Annotated in this window: 13 protein-coding genes; 6 read left to right on the top strand and 7 right to left on the bottom strand. The window is 62.7% G+C overall.

Going from position 1 to position 16,720, the window contains the following annotated elements:
* Window positions 1–18: 18 nt before the first annotated feature.
* Window positions 19–1,440, bottom strand: coding sequence for a DUF5939 domain-containing protein (locus tag ACVWY3_RS25890; RefSeq protein WP_456840987.1), 1,422 nt, complete (start codon window positions 1,438–1,440; stop codon window positions 19–21).
* 340 nt (window positions 1,441–1,780) lie between these two features.
* Between ACVWY3_RS25890 and ACVWY3_RS25885 the strand changes: the two genes are divergently transcribed.
* Together ACVWY3_RS25885 and ACVWY3_RS25880 are read left to right on the top strand one after the other, a co-directional pair.
* Window positions 1,781–2,236 (top strand): cupin domain-containing protein, encoded by a 456-nt coding sequence (locus ACVWY3_RS25885; protein WP_456840986.1) that lies wholly within the window; start codon window positions 1,781–1,783, stop codon window positions 2,234–2,236.
* 313 nt (window positions 2,237–2,549) lie between these two features.
* Complete coding sequence (locus ACVWY3_RS25880; protein ID WP_456840985.1) at window positions 2,550–4,010, top strand: DUF5939 domain-containing protein; 1,461 nt, start codon at window positions 2,550–2,552, stop codon at window positions 4,008–4,010.
* A gap of 346 nt (window positions 4,011–4,356) precedes the next feature.
* On the opposite strand, the gene ACVWY3_RS25875 is transcribed toward ACVWY3_RS25880, so the two are convergent.
* Window positions 4,357–5,841 carry a hypothetical protein gene (locus ACVWY3_RS25875; protein WP_456840984.1) on the bottom strand — a complete coding sequence of 495 codons (1,485 nt, stop codon included), beginning with the start codon at window positions 5,839–5,841 and terminating at the stop codon, window positions 4,357–4,359.
* A 407-nt stretch (window positions 5,842–6,248) separates the two neighbouring features.
* On the opposite strand from ACVWY3_RS25875, the gene ACVWY3_RS25870 reads away from it, so the two are divergent.
* Complete coding sequence (locus ACVWY3_RS25870) at window positions 6,249–6,413, top strand: Flp family type IVb pilin (protein WP_014492421.1); 165 nt, start codon at window positions 6,249–6,251, stop codon at window positions 6,411–6,413.
* A gap of 235 nt (window positions 6,414–6,648) precedes the next feature.
* Here the strand turns inward: ACVWY3_RS25870 and ACVWY3_RS25865 are convergent, their stop codons facing one another.
* On the bottom strand, window positions 6,649–7,806 hold the full coding sequence (locus ACVWY3_RS25865) for a hypothetical protein (protein WP_456840983.1): 1,158 nt from the start codon (window positions 7,804–7,806) through the stop codon (window positions 6,649–6,651).
* A 605-nt stretch (window positions 7,807–8,411) separates the two neighbouring features.
* Between ACVWY3_RS25865 and ACVWY3_RS25860 the strand changes: the two genes are divergently transcribed.
* On the top strand, window positions 8,412–9,098 hold the full coding sequence (locus tag ACVWY3_RS25860) for a helix-turn-helix domain-containing protein (protein ID WP_456840982.1): 687 nt from the start codon (window positions 8,412–8,414) through the stop codon (window positions 9,096–9,098).
* A gap of 20 nt (window positions 9,099–9,118) precedes the next feature.
* Here the strand turns inward: ACVWY3_RS25860 and ACVWY3_RS25855 are convergent, their stop codons facing one another.
* A complete protein-coding gene (locus ACVWY3_RS25855; RefSeq protein WP_456840981.1) occupies window positions 9,119–10,468 on the bottom strand; it encodes a SagB/ThcOx family dehydrogenase in 1,350 nt (449 codons plus the stop codon).
* 120 nt (window positions 10,469–10,588) lie between these two features.
* The gene (locus ACVWY3_RS25850) at window positions 10,589–12,829 is read right to left on the bottom strand and encodes a TOMM precursor leader peptide-binding protein (RefSeq protein WP_456840980.1); all 2,241 of its coding nucleotides are present in this window, start codon (window positions 12,827–12,829) and stop codon (window positions 10,589–10,591) included.
* A gap of 460 nt (window positions 12,830–13,289) precedes the next feature.
* Here ACVWY3_RS25850 and ACVWY3_RS25845 point away from each other — a divergent pair, with 460 nt between their 5' ends.
* Entirely contained in the window at window positions 13,290–13,661 is a 372-nt protein-coding gene (locus ACVWY3_RS25845; RefSeq protein ID WP_456840979.1) for a hypothetical protein, read from the top strand.
* On the top strand, window positions 13,658–14,617 hold the full coding sequence (locus ACVWY3_RS25840; protein ID WP_456840978.1) for a VOC family protein: 960 nt from the start codon (window positions 13,658–13,660) through the stop codon (window positions 14,615–14,617). The genes ACVWY3_RS25845 and ACVWY3_RS25840 overlap by 4 nt, the downstream gene beginning before the upstream one ends.
* Before the next feature lie 68 nt (window positions 14,618–14,685).
* Here the strand turns inward: ACVWY3_RS25840 and pyk are convergent, their stop codons facing one another.
* Together pyk and ACVWY3_RS25830 are read right to left on the bottom strand one after the other, a co-directional pair.
* Window positions 14,686–16,122, bottom strand: a complete 1,437-nt coding sequence (pyk, locus tag ACVWY3_RS25835; RefSeq protein WP_456840977.1) for a pyruvate kinase — start codon at window positions 16,120–16,122, stop codon at window positions 14,686–14,688.
* On the bottom strand, window positions 16,119–16,715 hold the full coding sequence (locus ACVWY3_RS25830) for a DUF1036 domain-containing protein (RefSeq protein ID WP_456840976.1): 597 nt from the start codon (window positions 16,713–16,715) through the stop codon (window positions 16,119–16,121). The genes pyk and ACVWY3_RS25830 overlap by 4 nt, the downstream gene beginning before the upstream one ends.
* Between the last annotated feature and the right edge of the window lie 5 nt (window positions 16,716–16,720).

The following is a 16,720-nucleotide window of genomic DNA, read 5'->3' as shown; positions in this document are numbered from 1 at the left end:
CTAGTTGTTTCATTCCCGTTACGGAATCTCAAAGACCGTCATCTCCTCAGCGATGCCGCGCAACGCCGCTCCCTTAGCGACTGGTTTGAGATTGTTGGCTTCCAGCAGCATGGACGTCTGCAGATTCTCGACCACGCGTCCAGTGACTACAATCGAGCGAGAGACTGCCAGCTCCTGCACGCGAGCGGCGATATTGACCGTTTGACCAAAGTAATCCTGGCGACCGTTCTGGATGACTGCGAGGCATGGCCCTTCATGAATCCCTATTTTGAGAACGAGATCCTCCCTCTTATGCTCTACATTAAGGCTCAGCATAGCCTCGCGCATGCGGAGCGCCGCAGCGACCGCCCGATCGGCGGTCGGAAAAGTCGCCATCACTGCGTCACCGATGGTCCGTACGATTGCGCCGCCGTGGGCGGCGACGATTTCTGTTAGGACGTGGAAGTGCTCGCGGACTAGATGAAATGCAGCCAAATCGCCAAGGCGTTTGTAGAGCGCCGTGGATCCCTTGAGATCGGTGAACAAAAACGTGAGGTTGGTAATTTGTAGTTGCTGGTCGGCGTCAAGCGTTTCGGTACCGTAAAGGTCTCGGAAGGTCTGGTTACACAGCAGACGCTTTCCAGTTAAAAAGGGTTTCCGGTGGGCAAGGAGATTGTGGACCGCGGTACCCATAACCCACACTGTGGGCAATATCCGGAAATTGGTGCGATTCTCCAGCAAAAGATGCAATGGCCCTGGACGAAGTTGTATAACCTCGGTTGGGGCTCTCACATTGTTGTAAACGACCGAAACGTTCTGGCGCTCGCTCGTGGGCTCGCCGCTCACGTCAAGGAATTGGGCTGCATGTATCACCGGCTCAAAGACAACCACATATGCCGCTGGGATCGGCAAGGATAGCTGAGCCCTTTCGCCAGCCGGCAGCTCGACTGAATCAAGTATAGCGTTCTCCATTACCTGCTCAAAAGCTTCGGGGAGATCGACTCCCGAACTCCAAAGAACCTGTCGGTAATACTCCCAAATGGGAAGTGTTTCCGGACTGTGCCCCGCAATCCTGCGCACGCGCGCGGACACCGTGAACGCCACCTCGACCAATTCATCGAGTGTGAGCTTGAATCCCGCCGCACACAGTTCACATGCGTATTCTTCACGGCGCACGGTCCTCAGCGTGGCGTGGGTGTTGAGAACCCCTCCGCAGGCGGGGCAGAGCACGTTCCAAGATAGCTCGAATATGCCCATCTGCGTGGCATGCAGAAATGCTGCAATGGCACGCTCCTCATCGAGGCCGGCCTTCGACGCAAAATCCAGCACGTTGATGTGGCATAGCTTGTGGTCAGGAGCCTCACGGATGAGCCGCTCAATAGCATCCATCGCGTTGCCATCAACCGACTGCCGCAGCTCGTTAAGCAGTGCATGAGTTTCGCACGCCATCAGCACGTCCATCAGACGGAGACACTAGCGACATCTATCTCGTTGAGTCCGGTGATAATGCCGCCGGCGAGGTATTTGCCTTGCTATTCGATCGAACAAACGTAAGGAGAGTGTAACATGGAACTCTCCGTTACCAGACGCGTCCTGCGGACTACCTCGTCTGCTTGTACTACATTGTGAATTAGGCCCCACCGCCGCGGCCCAGCCGAATGCCCGTTGGGGCGTCGGCTGTCGGGCGTCGAGCAGAAGCTGATCGCGGCAGTCTGGAGCTCGTAGGTGTTCAAACTAGACTCCGGTAGCGCGCAGGAGTTCTAATGGTGCCTTGATCTACTTCACAATGGGAGGAACTCACATGAGGGAACTCTTGGTGATGGCAGGCTTGGTCGCATTCTCACTGCCGGCGACGGCACAAGACACGCCGATGCGGGTCACGCCAGAGGCAATTACGTGGGCCGAGAACCCGATCTTCCCGAAGGGCGTCCAGACTGCAACTCTCGTGGGCGACCCGACGAAAGCAGGGGATGTGGTCGTCATACGGATCAAGTTTCCCCCAAACTTTCAAATGCCGCCGCACACTCACCCCTATTCCGAAGTTGTGACTATCATCAGCGGCAACGTCGGGACTAGCCACGGTGAAAAATTTGAGAGGAAAGGCGAGCCGTTAAAGCCGGGCTCGTTGTGGGTCTATCCGGCAAAACACGCTCACTACGCTTGGACCGGAAATGAGGAGGGGATTCTCCAAGTTCAATTCGTCGGTCCTGGAGGCATCGATTACATCAACCCAGCGGACGATCCGCGCAAGAAGTAATGGCAGACGCAGCGTCTGGTGCGACTCGGCGCTTCCGAAATAGAGGGTGTGCAAACAGCGGGCTCACGTCGGTTCGGGACCCTTCTGCGAAGTTGCCCCGCGTTTGCCGGAGGTCGGCTCACCGCTCCAGAGCGGACCATATTTGCTCAACCTGAGTTCTTCGCATTTTGACCCATGGGCGATATGGGCCGGATTGAATCATGCAGTGCAGCAGGAGAAGCTCCCATTGTGCTATAAGTAGCCCGGCAAGGGCGGCGGATAGCTCGCGACACCCGGCGGAAGCTGGTAGGTTGTTGCCGTCAGGAGCTTGGCGATGACATCCATCGACGAACGCCTTCTCGAAAACAAGATGACCCAGATCGAGCAGGCCCGTACGTGGAGCCCGCGCGTCATCTCCAAGTTTGAAACGCTTATCCGCAGCGGCGACGAGGTCAGCCTCTACCGTGCCAACCCCCTGGCCTTCGCACGTGATCGCGGTGTGACCGAGCCGGAATCGATCGATCTCTTCCTCCACGCTGCGCGCGCCGGGCTGGTCGACATGCATTGGGACATTCTCTGCCCTCATTCGGGCCTGGTGCTGGAAAGCTTCGGCAGGCTGCGCGCGCTCCGGAGCCATTTCGTCTGTGGGCTGTGCGATATCGACGGTCAGACAGACCTGGACGACTTCATCGAGGTTTCCTTCTCCGTCTCGCCGCAAGTCCGACGCCTTGCCTTGCACGACGTGGACAATCTCTCGATCGAGGACCTGCACTGGAAGCTGAAATTCGCCAGCGGCGGTCGGCTGCCCGGCGGACAAACCCGGTTTGTCGATGTCCTGCGCGGCCTCGTCCGCGGAATGACCTATCTGCCATCCGGCGTGGTGACCACTGTGCAGGCCGAAATTGGGCCCGGCGCGCTATCAGGCGTCAACGTCCAGACGCAGGCCGGCTTCACGATTTCAGTCGTGGACCCCGCTGCCGTAGCGATGCCCAACGCTCCGACGATTGTCCGGATCGCCTATGATGGGCAGCGTTTCGCGCCCGCGGTTTCGATCGTGCCATCGGGGCCTGTGGTCTTCGAGATCAGCAACACCGGCCCCAAGCGCGGTTCGCTGCTCCTGATCAACTGGCCACCCGAGATCGTGGCCATGCCGGAGAAGCCGACGCTCGAATTCGACCCCTACGTCTCCGGCGGCATGCTGCTGACGCGTCAGACCTTCCGCAAACTCTTCCGCTCCGAGCGAGTGGATGAGGAGGAAGGTCTCGGGATCAGGCAGGTGACGTTTCTCTTCACCGACTTGAAGGGTTCAACCGCGCTGTACGAGCGACTCGGAGACCTCAATGCCTATGCCCTGGTCCGGCAACATTTCGCGCTTCTCGACACGGTCGCCCATCGGCATGCCGGTGCCATCGTGAAGACAATCGGCGACGCCGTAATGGCGGCGTTCTCCCGGCCGATCGACGCCGTGGCAGCGTCGCTCGACATCCTGCAGGAAATCGGCCAGTTCAACCGCGAGCACGGCCAGCCCGCCATCATTCTCAAGATGGGCGCCCACTGCGGCCCGTCCATCGCCGTCACTCTCAACGAGAATCTCGACTATTTCGGCCAGACCGTCAACATTGCAGCGCGGGTGCAGTCATTCGCCGGCGCCGGCGAAATCTGTCTGACGGAAGCGCTCTACACGGCGCCCGGCGTTCGCCAACTGCTGGCAGGCCACGATGTCGAGGAGTTCGACGCCCCCCTGCGCGGCGTCGAGGGCGACGCGCGAGTCTATCGCACTACTGGCCGATCGTAGCATTGGCTTGCGTGGAGGAGCACCGGCGGTTTCAATCGTGAATGTCAGCCTTTGTGCCCTTAGCGGTCCTCAGTCTTCGAGGACGTGATGTCTCCCTTCAGAGATGGAACAGTCTCGTGCTGGAATGATAAGGACAAACCTAGCTCGTCGTGCCCGGGGTTGTCCCGGGCATCCACGTTCTCTGTGCTGCATCTTAAGGCGCGAATGACCGGGGACAAGCCCGGCCATGACGACGTATTCCAGCTTGCTATGGCGGGCAAAGGTGCGTAGGCGCCGTGCCCACCATCTCTCTCGGCAATCCCGCTGGAAGTGGTGGGCACGCTTGCGCTTTGCCCGCCCTACGATCTCACTTCGCCGCCGCTGCCTCGTCCGCCTTCTCCCTTACATGCACCACCGCGACATCGTCCGCATAGATCCGCTTCCAGCCCCTGAGCTGGTCGAGGATCTGCGGACCCGGCGCATCGGCGACCAGGATCGTCGCGTCGATCTTGGATTCATCGAGCAGGCGCGGCAGCAGCTCGGGCTTCTTGCCTTCGGTCGCCTTGAAGAAATCCATGATGAACTTCTCGCCATAGAGCTCGGCGCGGCCGTCGACATAGACGGGGATGTCGCGCGAGATCAGATAGCCGCCGAATTGATAGGCGTTGAAGATGCGCTTGGCGCCCACCTTCTCGATCAGATCCGCTGCCGCAACCGGTGTCTGCGTCATAGTGAAGATGAAGCGATGGTGGTCTATGTAGAGCGCGGTCGTGGTCCAGCTCGCGGCCGCGATCATCAACGCGCCTGCTACAGTGACATAGCGGGCCGGCCAGCGGGCGGCGCCGGCAGCATCGGCGGGCGGGCGCGGGAACATCTCGCCGAGCGGTTTTGCCAGCACCAGCGGTACCAGAAAGGCGAAAGCCTCGATGCTCCTGACATGGCTCAGCGCGCTCCAGGTCAGGAACAGGATCAGGAAGATGCGCGGCGCCGAGAGCACGAGGCCGCGGTAATAGCCGAGCGCGATGAGGCCGAGCAGGGCGCCTTCGAACGCGGTGAAAGTGGCAAAGTTCGCCGGCATCCATTCGAAGATCACGGTGAGCAGCTCGCCGAGGCTGAGGATGTTGGTCGCGCCCATCAGTGTGCGCCAGCCATAGGGCGTGGCACAGCTCGCGATCAGCGCGGCGATGCCGAACAGCACCCAGCGCATGAACAGTGAAAGCCGCTGTCCCTTCTCGGCATGCTCGACCGCCTCGAGCGAGATCGGGCCGATCAGCGCGAGGCCGAGCACGAAGCCGCCATGCAGATTGGCCCACAGCGCTATCAGCGGCAGCCAGGTCCACGACGGCGCGCTCCTGCGGTCGGCAGCGGCCATCAACAGGCCGACCCACGCCACCATGACCGGCAGCGCCAGGATATGCGGCCGCGCCAGCACGTGATGGATCGACAGCATCAGCGCCAGCATCGCGAACAGCACCGCGCGTGGCGCCGCGATCTGCGCGTCGAGCAGATGGACGAACACGGCGACCGTCAGCGCCATCCCGATCGCTGTCAGCATCACCGGGCCGGCCCAGTCCCATTGCGCATAGGAGAAGGCGAACAGGACCTGCGACAGCCACGACGTCGAAATCCACGGCGCACCGGTCCGCGTGAAGGAATAGAAGTCGGTGTACGGCACCGCGCCGTGATCGAGGATCCATTGCCCGATCTTGATCTGCCAGAACGAGTCGGAGTCCTGAAGCAGCGTGTCGCCGACATAGAGGAAGAACAGATAGGCTCCGGCGCCGGCGCACAGCGGCACCAGGGCGCGCGCGCGGCTCTGCACCGCGATGCTGTTGGCGAAGGAAAGGGACATGCCGCCTCGTCGTCCTGCTTGTTCTTGTCGGCTGGAGCATGATCCGGCCCCGACGGGCCGCGTTAGCGCAAAGTGCGTAGCGGTTTTCCGGGAAGATCATGCTCGAACAATAACCTGAAGCGCGATGAGCGATTAATCCATCGCGCGCCAGGCGGCATTGGACCACGGCCGGTCATAACTTGGGGTAAATCTGTGAGGCTGGCTTCGCTGCGAATGCGGACAATTTAACCGATCGTTTTCAATTCCCCTTTACCATCCGCGAATACGCGCAAACCGCTCCGTGTTTACGCAGCCGAGTTAACTGCGACGCAAGTCTTTGCCTCTACGTTCGGTTCCATGGTCGGGCGGCGCTGGGAAGCCGGGAAGACCAGATCAGTTGTAGCCTCGTGTACTCTTTGGAGCAGTCTATGAAGAACCTCGTTTCGCGTTTCGTGAAGGACGAATCCGGCGCCACCGCGATTGAATACGGCCTGATCGCTGCTGGCATCGCGCTGGCGATCATCACCGTCGTCAACAATCTCGGCAGCTCGCTGAACACCAAGTTCGGCTCGATCTCGTCCAGCCTGAAGTAAGATTGGACGACCTGGGAATTTGAGAGCCCCGCCCTGGCGGGGCTCTCTTCTTCTGGAGCTGTTGCACTCGAACGATCTCGACCCGCACGGTGCGCCGGCGATGCAGGGCATCGCCCTTGGCGACCTCTTCACCATGAGGGGCTTATCTCGCCGCAAAACACGACCTCGTCCAGAGGCGGCATTTTTCTTCGTATGCGTGTCCGGGGTCCGCGAGAGCTGGCGGCCTCGTGTTGACTCACCGTGACTGAGAAGGAAGCTGCGCCGGTGCGTCGTCGCGGACGTGAACCACAGCGATATCGTCCCCATAGAGCCGCTTCCAGCCTGGCAGATGGTCCATGATTCTGGCGACGGGGGCGGTGGTGTTCAGCAGCGTCGCGTCGATCCGGTAGGTCTCGAACAGACGCAGCAGAGTCTCCACGTTCTTGCCCTCGACGGCGTCGAAATAGTCGAGCACGAACTGCTCTCCATACAGCTCGGCCCGGCCATCGATGAACGTCTTGATGTTGCGGGTAATCAGATAGCCGCCGATCGGAGCCGTGCTGAATATGCGTTGCGCGTGCCGCCGTTCGAGCAGGTCGACTGCGGCCGCAGGAATGTTAGTGCCGGAGAAGGCATACCGGTACGGCGTGGCATAGGAGCGTGTGATACCCCAGCCGGCCGCGACGACCGCGAGCGCCGCGATTGCGGTCATTGACAGGGAGGACCGCGCTTGTTGCGCCACGGCTCTCGTCAATCGCAATTGTTCTGCGATCGGCTTCGCGACCACGAGCGGGGTCAAGAGTGCAAAGACCTCGATGTTTCTGACGTGGGTGAGTGCCGCCCACGTCAGGCCGAGCAGCAGGAGAATGCGGGTCCATGGCAGCACCAGCCCGCTGTAATAGCCGATGGCGATCAAACCCAGCAGTGCGGCTTCAAACATGCTGAACGAGCTGAAGTCGGCTGGCGTCCACTCCGAGATCAACGAAAGCACCTTGCCGAGGCTGAGGATTTTCGTGGCTCCGAGGAGTGTTTCCCAGCCGTACGGCGTGCAGCAGCTCGCGGCAACCGCAGCAAGCCCGAACAAGGCCCAGCGCGCTGCCAGTGCAAAACGGTCCTTGCGATCGGTGGACGCGATCGCATCGAGGCCAATGGGTCCAATCAATACCAGCCCGAGGACGAAGCCGCCGTGAAAATTGGCCCATAACATCATCAAAGGCAGCAACAGCCAAGAAGGCGCGGCGCGCCGATCGGCGGCCGCCAGCAGCCCGCCGACAAAGGCCAGCATGACGGGCAGGGCCAGCATGTGCGGGCGGGCAAGAAAGTGGCCCACCGACATCCAGAGGATCGGGATGACGAGCAGAAAGGCGCGCACGGGCTCCAGATAGGGCTCGAGCAGGTAGACAAAAATCGCCACGGTCGCACCGATCGCGAGCGATGTCAGGATGACTGCGCCCGACCAGTTCGATTTCTCGTAAACAAAGCGCGAACAGGACTTGCGAGAGCCACGAACTCGAGATCCAGGCCTCACCGGCTCGCGTGAACGAATAGATATCGTTGTAGGGAAGTGCGCGGTGTTCGAGAATCCACTGGCCGATCTTGATCTGCCACCACGTGTCGGTATCGCGCAGCATGACGTCGCCGATGCCCAGAAAGAACGCGTAGACAATGGCACCGATGCAGAACGGCATGAGCCAGCGTGCAACTCCACGGACGGGAACGCTGCTTGTAGCGGAAATCGACATGGGACTCTCGGGAGTTGAACGGCCACGCGGAACAGTGCGACAGCACGTGAGCATGCTCTCCTTTAAGTTGTAGTAAACCGGGCCGGTTCGCCGTGGCACGCGGTGCAAGGTTTCGTTTACGCGTTGCTCGCGGAATCGCGTGGCGCCCGTATGCTCATTTGCATCTTGTCATTCATCCTGAATAGTTGTTCAGTCTTTGCGGGGCGATTTGCATCTTTGCGTGACGAAGCGTTTGGCCGCAGGGCGTGCGGCCGGCGTGTGGGACAGGAAGCGCGCCATGGTTTATCGGCGGACGCATCAAGTGGTTAAGCGCCTGGCGGCGCGACGCAGCGCGATACTGGCCGCAGCGCGCGAGGCGGCGGCGGAAGGCGGCATGGCGGCAGTGCAGATCGCGCCGGTCGCGGTCCGGGCCAATGTCGCGGCCGGGACCGTCTACCGCTACTTCCCCTCCAAGGCCGAGCTGATCTCCGAACTGATCGCCGAGGTCTCCCGGGACGAGCTGGCGGCGATTCGCCGGGCGGCTGACGCCGCGCCGGGCCCGTCCTCGGCGTTGGCCGCGGCCGTCACCACCGTGGCAGTCCACACCCTGTCGCAGCGCCGCCTGGCCTGGGGCATCCTCGCCGAGCCGGTCGATGTCGATGTCAGCGCCTCGCGCCTTGCCAGCCGGCGCGAGATCGCGGGCGAGATTGCCGCCAGGATCGATGCCGCCGTCCGCGCCGGTCATTTGCCGGCGCAGGATACCGCGCTCGCCGCAACAGCCCTGCTCGGCGCGCTGCATGAGGCCCTGGTCGGGCCGCTCGCGCCCGACAATCTCGAAGATCCCGTGAAGATGCGCGATGCGGTGCAGACCGTGACGCTGCTGGCGCTGCGCGCGGTCGGCGTCATGGACGCCCGGGCCCGGGGTCTGGTGGTGCAGCAGACGCTGCTGCCGACAACCAAGGCACTGGTCGGGGCTGCCGGCTGAGCCGATCGATCGGAAGTGCTCTAATCTCGGATCGGCAGTTTTGCGCCGCGTCCCAGCGCGAATTGACCGACCGGCCCCTCGACGTGGAATTCGAGCCCCGTCATTCTTGCAAACAGGTCAATATTGCTGGTGCCGATGGCGCAGCCGCCAAGGCCCATGTCAGCCGCCGCAAGGTAGAACGTCTGGATCATGCAGCCGACATCCTTCAGAACCAGCGAATATGCGATCGAGCTGTATTTCCAGGAGATCCGCCCGAAACGCGCGGCGATCGTCATCAGGACCTGCGGCGGCCCGGATGCGTCCATGGAAAACTCGGCCGCCGCGAGAAGCTCCCGGAGCTGCTCGGGGGAGGCGTCGAGCGTGACCAGCGCGTGGCCCCCGGCGTCGTAATGGTAAAATCCGCGTGCCAGGCCCTCGCAGTTGGAGACCGCCAGATACAACTCCAGCTCATACGCACTGCCGGCCGCTGGATACGGCCGTGAGGTGTAGGTGACCTCGGAGCCACCGCCGGAATCGTCCCCGCTCTTCCATTCCGACAGCACGCGGGCGGTCGTGCCGAGAAACTGCGCGAGCTCGGGAAGCGTGACGGGATTCTGGTCGTCGAAATCCCGTGTCGAACGGCGGGCGCGCAGCAGCTTGGCGAGCGGTGACACTGGCGCGACCGAGGCGAATTTGTCGAGGGAGATCATCTTGCCGGGCCAAGGCGGGCGCAGCGCGGGCAGGGACGGAACGGCGGCGGCATAGGCGTATGCACCGCCAACGGGTTCGGTATGCCGGCCCTCCGTGCTCCGCGTGTGAAACAAAAGATCATGGAAATCCCAGAGAACGAGATTGCCGTCGCCTTCGTTCACCCGGAGGCCGTCTGCGTCTTTCGTATCGAGCTTGATCAACATCCCGCCGTTGAGCAGCAATCCGAGCAGATCGAGATCCAGCGCAGCTGCCTGCCTGCGCAGATTGCCGATCTTCTGAGGACGTGACAGGGCAGCGAGCGTGGCGGCGATGGCAGGATCGCAAATCCGGAACAGCGCGCCAGCGCGCGGCGATTCCAGCACCATTTCGTTGCCGCGCCGGCGCAGATAGGCAAAGCGCGACAAGGCGAGGGTATCGCCATTCGACAGCTTTGCCGGCTCCGGCCAGTATTCGGCAATCTGTGGCTCGATGATCACCACGTCTTGCATGTTACGCGGCGAGAACAGGCGATAGTCGAGGAGCCTGTGCCGCGCCAGCCGCTGCACCAGAGCATGAACCTGCCTCGCGACGATGCTCCTGTCGGCAAGTGAGGCGAGCGGCAGGCCGGTGGCGAGGGAGCCTGCGCGTTCGATCGCCGCGCGACTGTATTGTCCAAGGTTGAGCGACGTATCGCCGGACACGGCGGGCAACGCTTCCGTCGGCCTGCATGTGCAGGGAGAAGCGGCCGTTCAGCCGGGCGGCGATGACAGGTGGGTCTTTCCTGGCCAACTTTTTCCGCGAGGTGCGCACGGAGGCAGCCTTCAAGTGTGTGGCAGGAACGGGGTCAGCTCGCTTTCCAGGCGCGGGCGATCCAGTAGCCCAAGCTTCACCGGCACATCGTAGAGCCGGCCGGGTCCGAAGCGACGATAGAAATGCCGCAAGCCCGGGACGAGCACTCTGACGACGGGGACCTCGACGTCCGGCCGTGTCTGGTCGAGCACGAGGAAGTCGTATCCGGCGCGGACCGCGATCTCGACGCAGGCATTGACCTGGTCGCGCGTATTGTCGTGAAGCTGGATGTCGGGCGCCGGCGGGACGACCGGGTTGTCGCTCGGGATCAGAAACGGATAGTCCTCGAGCCGCAGGGGCGTGATACCGTCGAGCGACGGCTTCTCGCCGCTTCCGCCGCCCATCAAGCCAATCGACATGAATTGGGTCAGCTCGGTGAGCGAGCGCAGCAGGGCGATGCGGCGATCGAAATGCGCGCCGGACCCGAACTCGATGTTCTCGTGCCCATTTTGCATCCAGTGCATGATCGCAACATAGGAGGGAATGCCGAGATCGCTGGTGATGTCGAGGACCCAGAGCCGGCGTCCAGCATCGGCAAACTGGCGCTGCAGATCCCGTACGTAGGAATCCTCGAATTGCGTGAGATCGACTGCCGCACGTTGCACGCGATTGTACCACCAGATCGCATAGGCATCGCGTTCGACCAGCTCAAGAAAGCCCTGAACGATGGCTTCCTCGCGCGTGTTACCGGCCGCGCATCCGTTCGAATCCGTGTGGAAGCCGCCATAGAAGAAATACAAGAGGCCAGTCGGAAGATATTTGAAACGCTTGTCGCGCAGCGACCAGACCGGTGACCATTCGGTCCTCGTCGAGGGATCGAACGGCTCGGGGACCGGATGTGAATCGTCAGGCAGAGGGACATGCCTGTTCTGGAACTGCAGGTCGCTGAAGAATTGGACGTCGTTGGGCAGCAGCGCGTCGCCAGGAGCGAAGTCGGCGAAGCGTCGCGTCGCCCTGATCTCGTCACCCTGGAAAATACCGGAGTAGCGCTCGATCGCTTCCATCAGCGCGCTGGCCTCGCCCTGCTCGGCCGTGGAGCCCTTGCCAAAACTGCCGCCGCTCAGGCCGGACCTGAGTTGGTCGACATTCCACGCCGGCGCAGAGAAATTGTGGTAGGCGAAGAAATTGGTGTTCATCGGCAGATCGACCTCGATCCGCTCGAGCCTGGACACCACGCCGGTCAACGGACTGACGTGTTTGCGGAATCGCGCCACAGTGGCTCGCGACGTCACGGTCCGGTATCCGCCGCTGGTCATGACGAGACGTTTGCCTTCGGCAATCTCGATCGGCGCTGCTGCTCGCCGCGGATTCCTCAGTTTCTTGCTGCCACAGGTCCGGCATTGCGGACGTTTCGCAACGTAGTGCTTGGCGATCGCGGCCCCGGTGAGGTCGACGCTTGCAATGTGGTCGCTGAGATCAGTACGAAATCCGGTGGCGATCGCCTTCGCGATTTCAATGGCAGCGAAGTGGACCGCGGTCTGCCCGACACTGTTGTTGACCAGGGGCGATGTTGCAATCGCTTGCGCCGCTCCACGGTCGAGAAATCCCTTGATCTCGCGATTGCGGATCATGCGATCGTGCAGGCAGGTCCAGCAGGCGCTTTCGCCCGGCTTGAACACCGGTCCCACCAATGGAAACACGCCGGAGGGCTGGACCAGCAGCCAGGGCGTCCCGTCAGCCACGCGTTCCTCGTTCAACTCGGCGAGCCTCGGTTCGAGGTAGTCGTTCACAAGCGTGACGATGAGCTTGGGCGACCGCCTGGTGATTTGGACGCCAAGCTTGGTCAACGCCGCGCTCAGTTCGCTGGCACCGCTGACGTCGACCGATTCCACCCGCACTGGCCAGTTGCGCAGGTTCTGTTCGGCGATTTCGGCGGGCAAGCCGATGCTTGCCCAGTATCCATCAATGGGGCTCGCGCGCGATGCTTCGCTGACGACGTAGCGGCGCTCCAGCAGGCGCCTGATCGCTTCCTCGATCTCGGTCACGGGAAAATTCTTCGAGAGCTGGCGGATGATATCCTGGCCAGCACGGCCATTCTTTCCGATCGCGCTCGCGATTGCGCAATAGAGATCTCCGTGCAGGAAGAACTTGCGGTTCTCTGAATAGAGACAGACCACATTGGGAGGAAGCAGATAGGCGGTGAAGTTTGGCGCGAAACGCAAGATGTTCTTGCGCGGCGGCTTCGCGGTGCGGCTCTTTCGCTTGACTGTCATCGGGGCCGTACGCTGATCCTGTTTCCGCCATGTTCGATCGTCGGTGTACGACGAACGCCTTGCTGGCCCGACTTGTGTCGAGCACCACCGGATTGCTTGATATGAGTTGGAACACACTCGCTCGCCATGGGCAAGCCGAGCAGGGAGGCGAAGCGAACGCGGTCGCCGCAAAAGCAAATTGGCCGGGTCGCGTGCGAGCCCGGCCAACGAAATTGCATCATGCCGATGTTGAGTCAGATGCTCAAGCCTAGCACCAGCGGCAGCGCCCCCATGATGCGCAGCATCCTGTGCAAGCTACCACTGGCCACGGCAGGCCGATCCAGCCAATGCCGCAGCCGCCACAACCACCACAACCGATGCCGCAGCGACAGGCTCGGCAACCTGCGCAACCTCTGCAGCCACCACATCCTCTGCAGCCTCCGCAGCCGTGACAACCGCCGCATCCTCGGGCCAGCAGCACATGGCTCAATTCTTTTTTGTCGTAGGCCAGATGAAAAGTGGCGAGGCTGACATCGGCGAGTTCTTCCTCGCTGAGCGCCGTGTACCGACCGGAATTGGAGTTCGGGCTTTGTTGAACCTCGCCTGTCGGCAAAGCGGACGCTGCCGCGCTTCCCGCCAGCGAAAACGTCAGTCCGGCGAGGCCCAGCGCCGGCATTGCGGATTTGGTCTTTCTGTTCTTTTTCGAAGCCTGTCTCGTCCGCCGCATGGCCGCATCCTCCAGGGCTTCAAGTCCGTTCTTCGCGGAATGATCCTACGCCGAGCAAAAGGGGCGAGCAAGATTCGCGGATACACAAAATGGTATGAGCCCATTCGCACGCATTCATCTTCATGAACGACATCGCGGCAGTTTTTCGTCGATATCGATGGACGGCCGTGATGCGGTGCGCAATCGTGAGCGTGCTCAACGGAGAAGCGAACTTGGCCGATCAATTTGGACGCTTCGTTTGGTATGAGCTTCTGACGACGGATGTGCCGTCGGCAGCTGCTTTCTACGCGGAAATTGTCGGCTGGACCGTGAAGGATGCGTCGAGTCCGGAACTTGCCTACACGCTGCTGACCGCGGGTGCTGCTCCGATCGTCGGGCTCATGGGTCTTCCCGAGGAGGGGTTGCGGATGGGGGCAACGCCGAGATGGCTAGGCTATGTCGGCGTGGATGACATGGATGCGACGGTCGCGCAGATCCTCCAACTGGGAGGCGCCATCCTGGTATCTCCGACCGACAGCAATATCGGCCGCATTTCGGTGGTCGCCGATCCGCAAGGGGCAACGTTTGCGTTGGTCACCCGGCTGGCATTTGGCCGGGCGCAAACAAGCGGGTCGGATCAGCCCGGGCGCGTGGGCTGGCATGAGTTGCTGGCCGAAGACCGACGCACGGTCTTTCCATTCTACGGCAAGCTGCTCGGCTGGCGACAAGTCGCATCCGACGTGGATCCGGCAAGCGTGTATGATTTGTTTTCGGCGGCCGGGCAGACGATCGGCGGCATGCTCACCAAGCTACCGAGCGTATCGCACGCCTGTTGGCTTCATTACTTCAATGTCGAGGACATCGGCGCCGCGGCCCGGCGGGTCATGACCGGCGGCGGGCGGGTCCTTCAGCAGCCGATCGAGTTGCCCGATGGCGGCTGGATCGTGCGATGTGTCGATCCCCAAGGCGCCCTGTTTGCGCTGCAGGGCGCTTGGGATCAAAAGGGCGTCGAGAGATCCTCCAGCTCGGAAGTCAGCTGGTCCTCCCAATGGGGCAGCATTGCTTCGCGGGGCAGGATGGTGATCCCCAAGACCAAGCGCTGAAGCGCGACCAGCCGGCTACTGTGCATGGGGTTGTTTTCACGGTTTTTGTCGGCAGCCGGCCGGCCGCCTCAGATATTGGCCTCGCCCTCGGGCCCGACCGAGGCGATGCGGACCATGTTGGTGGTGCCAGGAATGCCAAGCGGCACGCCGGCGACGATGATGACGCGCTGGCCGCCGCGGACGAACCCGTCGCGGAACGCGATCTGACCGGCGCGGCTCACCATGTCGTCCTGGTCGCGCGCGTCCTCCGCCACCACGCAGTGCACGCCCCAGACCACGGCAAGCCGGCGGCCGGCGGTGATGTTGGGCGTGATCGCCACGATCGGGGGCTTCGGCCGCTCGCGCGCCACGCGCACCGCGGTCGAGCCCGAGCTGGTCCAGCAGATCAGGGCCGGCAGGTCGAGCGTCTCGGCGATTTGCCGGGCGGCGTCCGCAATGGCATCGCCCGCGGTGGCTTCGGGGGAGGGGCGCTGGGCGGCGACCACGGAGCGATAGGTCGGGTCGCGCTCGACCTCCTCGCCGATGCGGTTCATGGTCGAGACCGCCTCGACCGGGAATTTGCCGGCGGCCGATTCCGCCGACAGCATGATGGCGTCGGCGCCCTCATAGACGGCGGTGGCGACGTCGGAGACTTCGGCGCGGGTCGGCACCGGCGCCTGGATCATCGATTCCAGCATCTGGGTCGCGATCACCACCGGCTTGCCGGCGCGGCGCGCCATCCGCGTCATCTGCTTCTGCAGGCTCGGCACGCGCTCCAGCGGCAGTTCGACGCCGAGATCGCCGCGCGCCACCATCAGCGCGTCGGAGGCCTCGATGATGTCGGCGAGGCGATCGATCGCCTGCGGCTTCTCGATCTTGGCCATCACCGCGGCGCGGCCGCGAATCATCTTCTTGGCCTCGATCACGTCGTCGGCGCGCTGCACGAAGGACAGCGCGATCCAGTCGACGCCGGTGACCAAAGCGGCCTCCAGGTCGGCCTTGTCCTTCGAGGTCATCGCCGAGACCGGTAGGTCGGTGTCGGGCAGGCTGACGCCCTTGCGGTCGGACATCTTGCCGCCGACCACGACACGCGTCACCGCGTGCTCCTTCGAGGTCTCCTCCGCGATCAGGCGCACCTTGCCGTCGTCGAGCAGCAGCGCATGGCCGGGCCGCAGCGCCGCCAGGATCTCGGGGTGGGGAAGGTTGACGCGTGTCGCATCGCCCGGCGTCTTGTCGGAATCGAGCGTGAAGGTCTGGCCGTTCTGGAGCTGCACCGCGCCTTCGGCGAAGGCGCCGAGCCGCAGTTTGGGTCCCTGCAGGTCGACCAGGATGCCGATCGGCCGGCCGTAGCTGCTCTCGACCTTGCGGATCGTCGCCACGAGCTCGCGCATCTTGTCATGCGGGGTGTGGCTCATGTTGATGCGGAAGATGTCGGCGCCGGCCTCGAACAGGCGGCGGATCATCGCGAGGTCCGACGAGGCAGGTCCGAGGGTTGCGAGAATCTTGATACGGCGAAGACGCCTCATGGCTTATTTCCAGATGGGGGCGGGGGAGCTGGCGGGAGGCCAGGCGCGGCGGGGGGCGTACCACCGGGCGGACTATTGGGTAAACCGGGCACCCCGCCCGGGCCGACCGGGCCTGGCAGGCCGGGCACGCGCTGCTGCTGTGACGGCTGCTCGTTGGCGTCGGTGAGCTGCACCGTCCAGGCCCGCTGCTCGCCGGTATCGACCTCGAAATAGCCGGTCCTGTCATAGCCCCGTGCGAGGCAATCCTCGGTGCCGCGGATGGTGAATTCCTTGTCCCGCGAGCACATGAAGGCCTGGCCCGACCATTCGCCGCCGCGGTCATAGTCGATGGCGTAGATGTAATAGTAGCGGGCGACCAGCGTGCCCCGCAGCAGGGTCTCGCAGGAGCGGGAGGAGATGTTCCACCAACCCTCAGTGGTCCAGCCCTCGGCATCCTTGTAGCCGAGCGCAATGCCAACCCGGCTCGAAGTGTTGTTGCAGAGGCGGAAATCAGCGGCGGCCGGGCTTGCCGAAAGACACAATAGGCCAACCGCCAGCACCGGGACCAACCGGGCGAGCAGGCGAAGGGGGGAGCGGGAAGATTCGGCGATCATTGTCG

The organism is Bradyrhizobium sp. USDA 4486 (genome assembly GCF_054057995.1).
Note: the sequence above shows the minus strand (reverse complement) of the source record. Positions and strands in the feature narration are given on the sequence as shown.

Coding starts and splice junctions, on each gene's coding strand:
- ACVWY3_RS25885 (WP_456840986.1), top strand. CDS start 1,781: ATGAGGGAACTCTTGGTGATGGCAGGCTTGGTCGCATTCTCACTGCCG.
- ACVWY3_RS25830 (WP_456840976.1), bottom strand. CDS start 16,715: ATGATCGCCGAATCTTCCCGCTCCCCCCTTCGCCTGCTCGCCCGGTTG.
- ACVWY3_RS25870 (WP_014492421.1), top strand. CDS start 6,249: ATGAAGAACCTCGTTTCGCGTTTCGTGAAGGACGAATCCGGCGCCACC.
- ACVWY3_RS25840 (WP_456840978.1), top strand. CDS start 13,658: ATGAACGACATCGCGGCAGTTTTTCGTCGATATCGATGGACGGCCGTG.
- ACVWY3_RS25875 (WP_456840984.1), bottom strand. CDS start 5,841: ATGTCCCTTTCCTTCGCCAACAGCATCGCGGTGCAGAGCCGCGCGCGC.
- ACVWY3_RS25850 (WP_456840980.1), bottom strand. CDS start 12,829: ATGACAGTCAAGCGAAAGAGCCGCACCGCGAAGCCGCCGCGCAAGAAC.
- pyk (WP_456840977.1), bottom strand. CDS start 16,122: ATGAGGCGTCTTCGCCGTATCAAGATTCTCGCAACCCTCGGACCTGCC.
- ACVWY3_RS25880 (WP_456840985.1), top strand. CDS start 2,550: ATGACATCCATCGACGAACGCCTTCTCGAAAACAAGATGACCCAGATC.
- ACVWY3_RS25845 (WP_456840979.1), top strand. CDS start 13,290: ATGGCTCAATTCTTTTTTGTCGTAGGCCAGATGAAAAGTGGCGAGGCT.
- ACVWY3_RS25860 (WP_456840982.1), top strand. CDS start 8,412: ATGGTTTATCGGCGGACGCATCAAGTGGTTAAGCGCCTGGCGGCGCGA.
- ACVWY3_RS25890 (WP_456840987.1), bottom strand. CDS start 1,440: ATGGACGTGCTGATGGCGTGCGAAACTCATGCACTGCTTAACGAGCTG.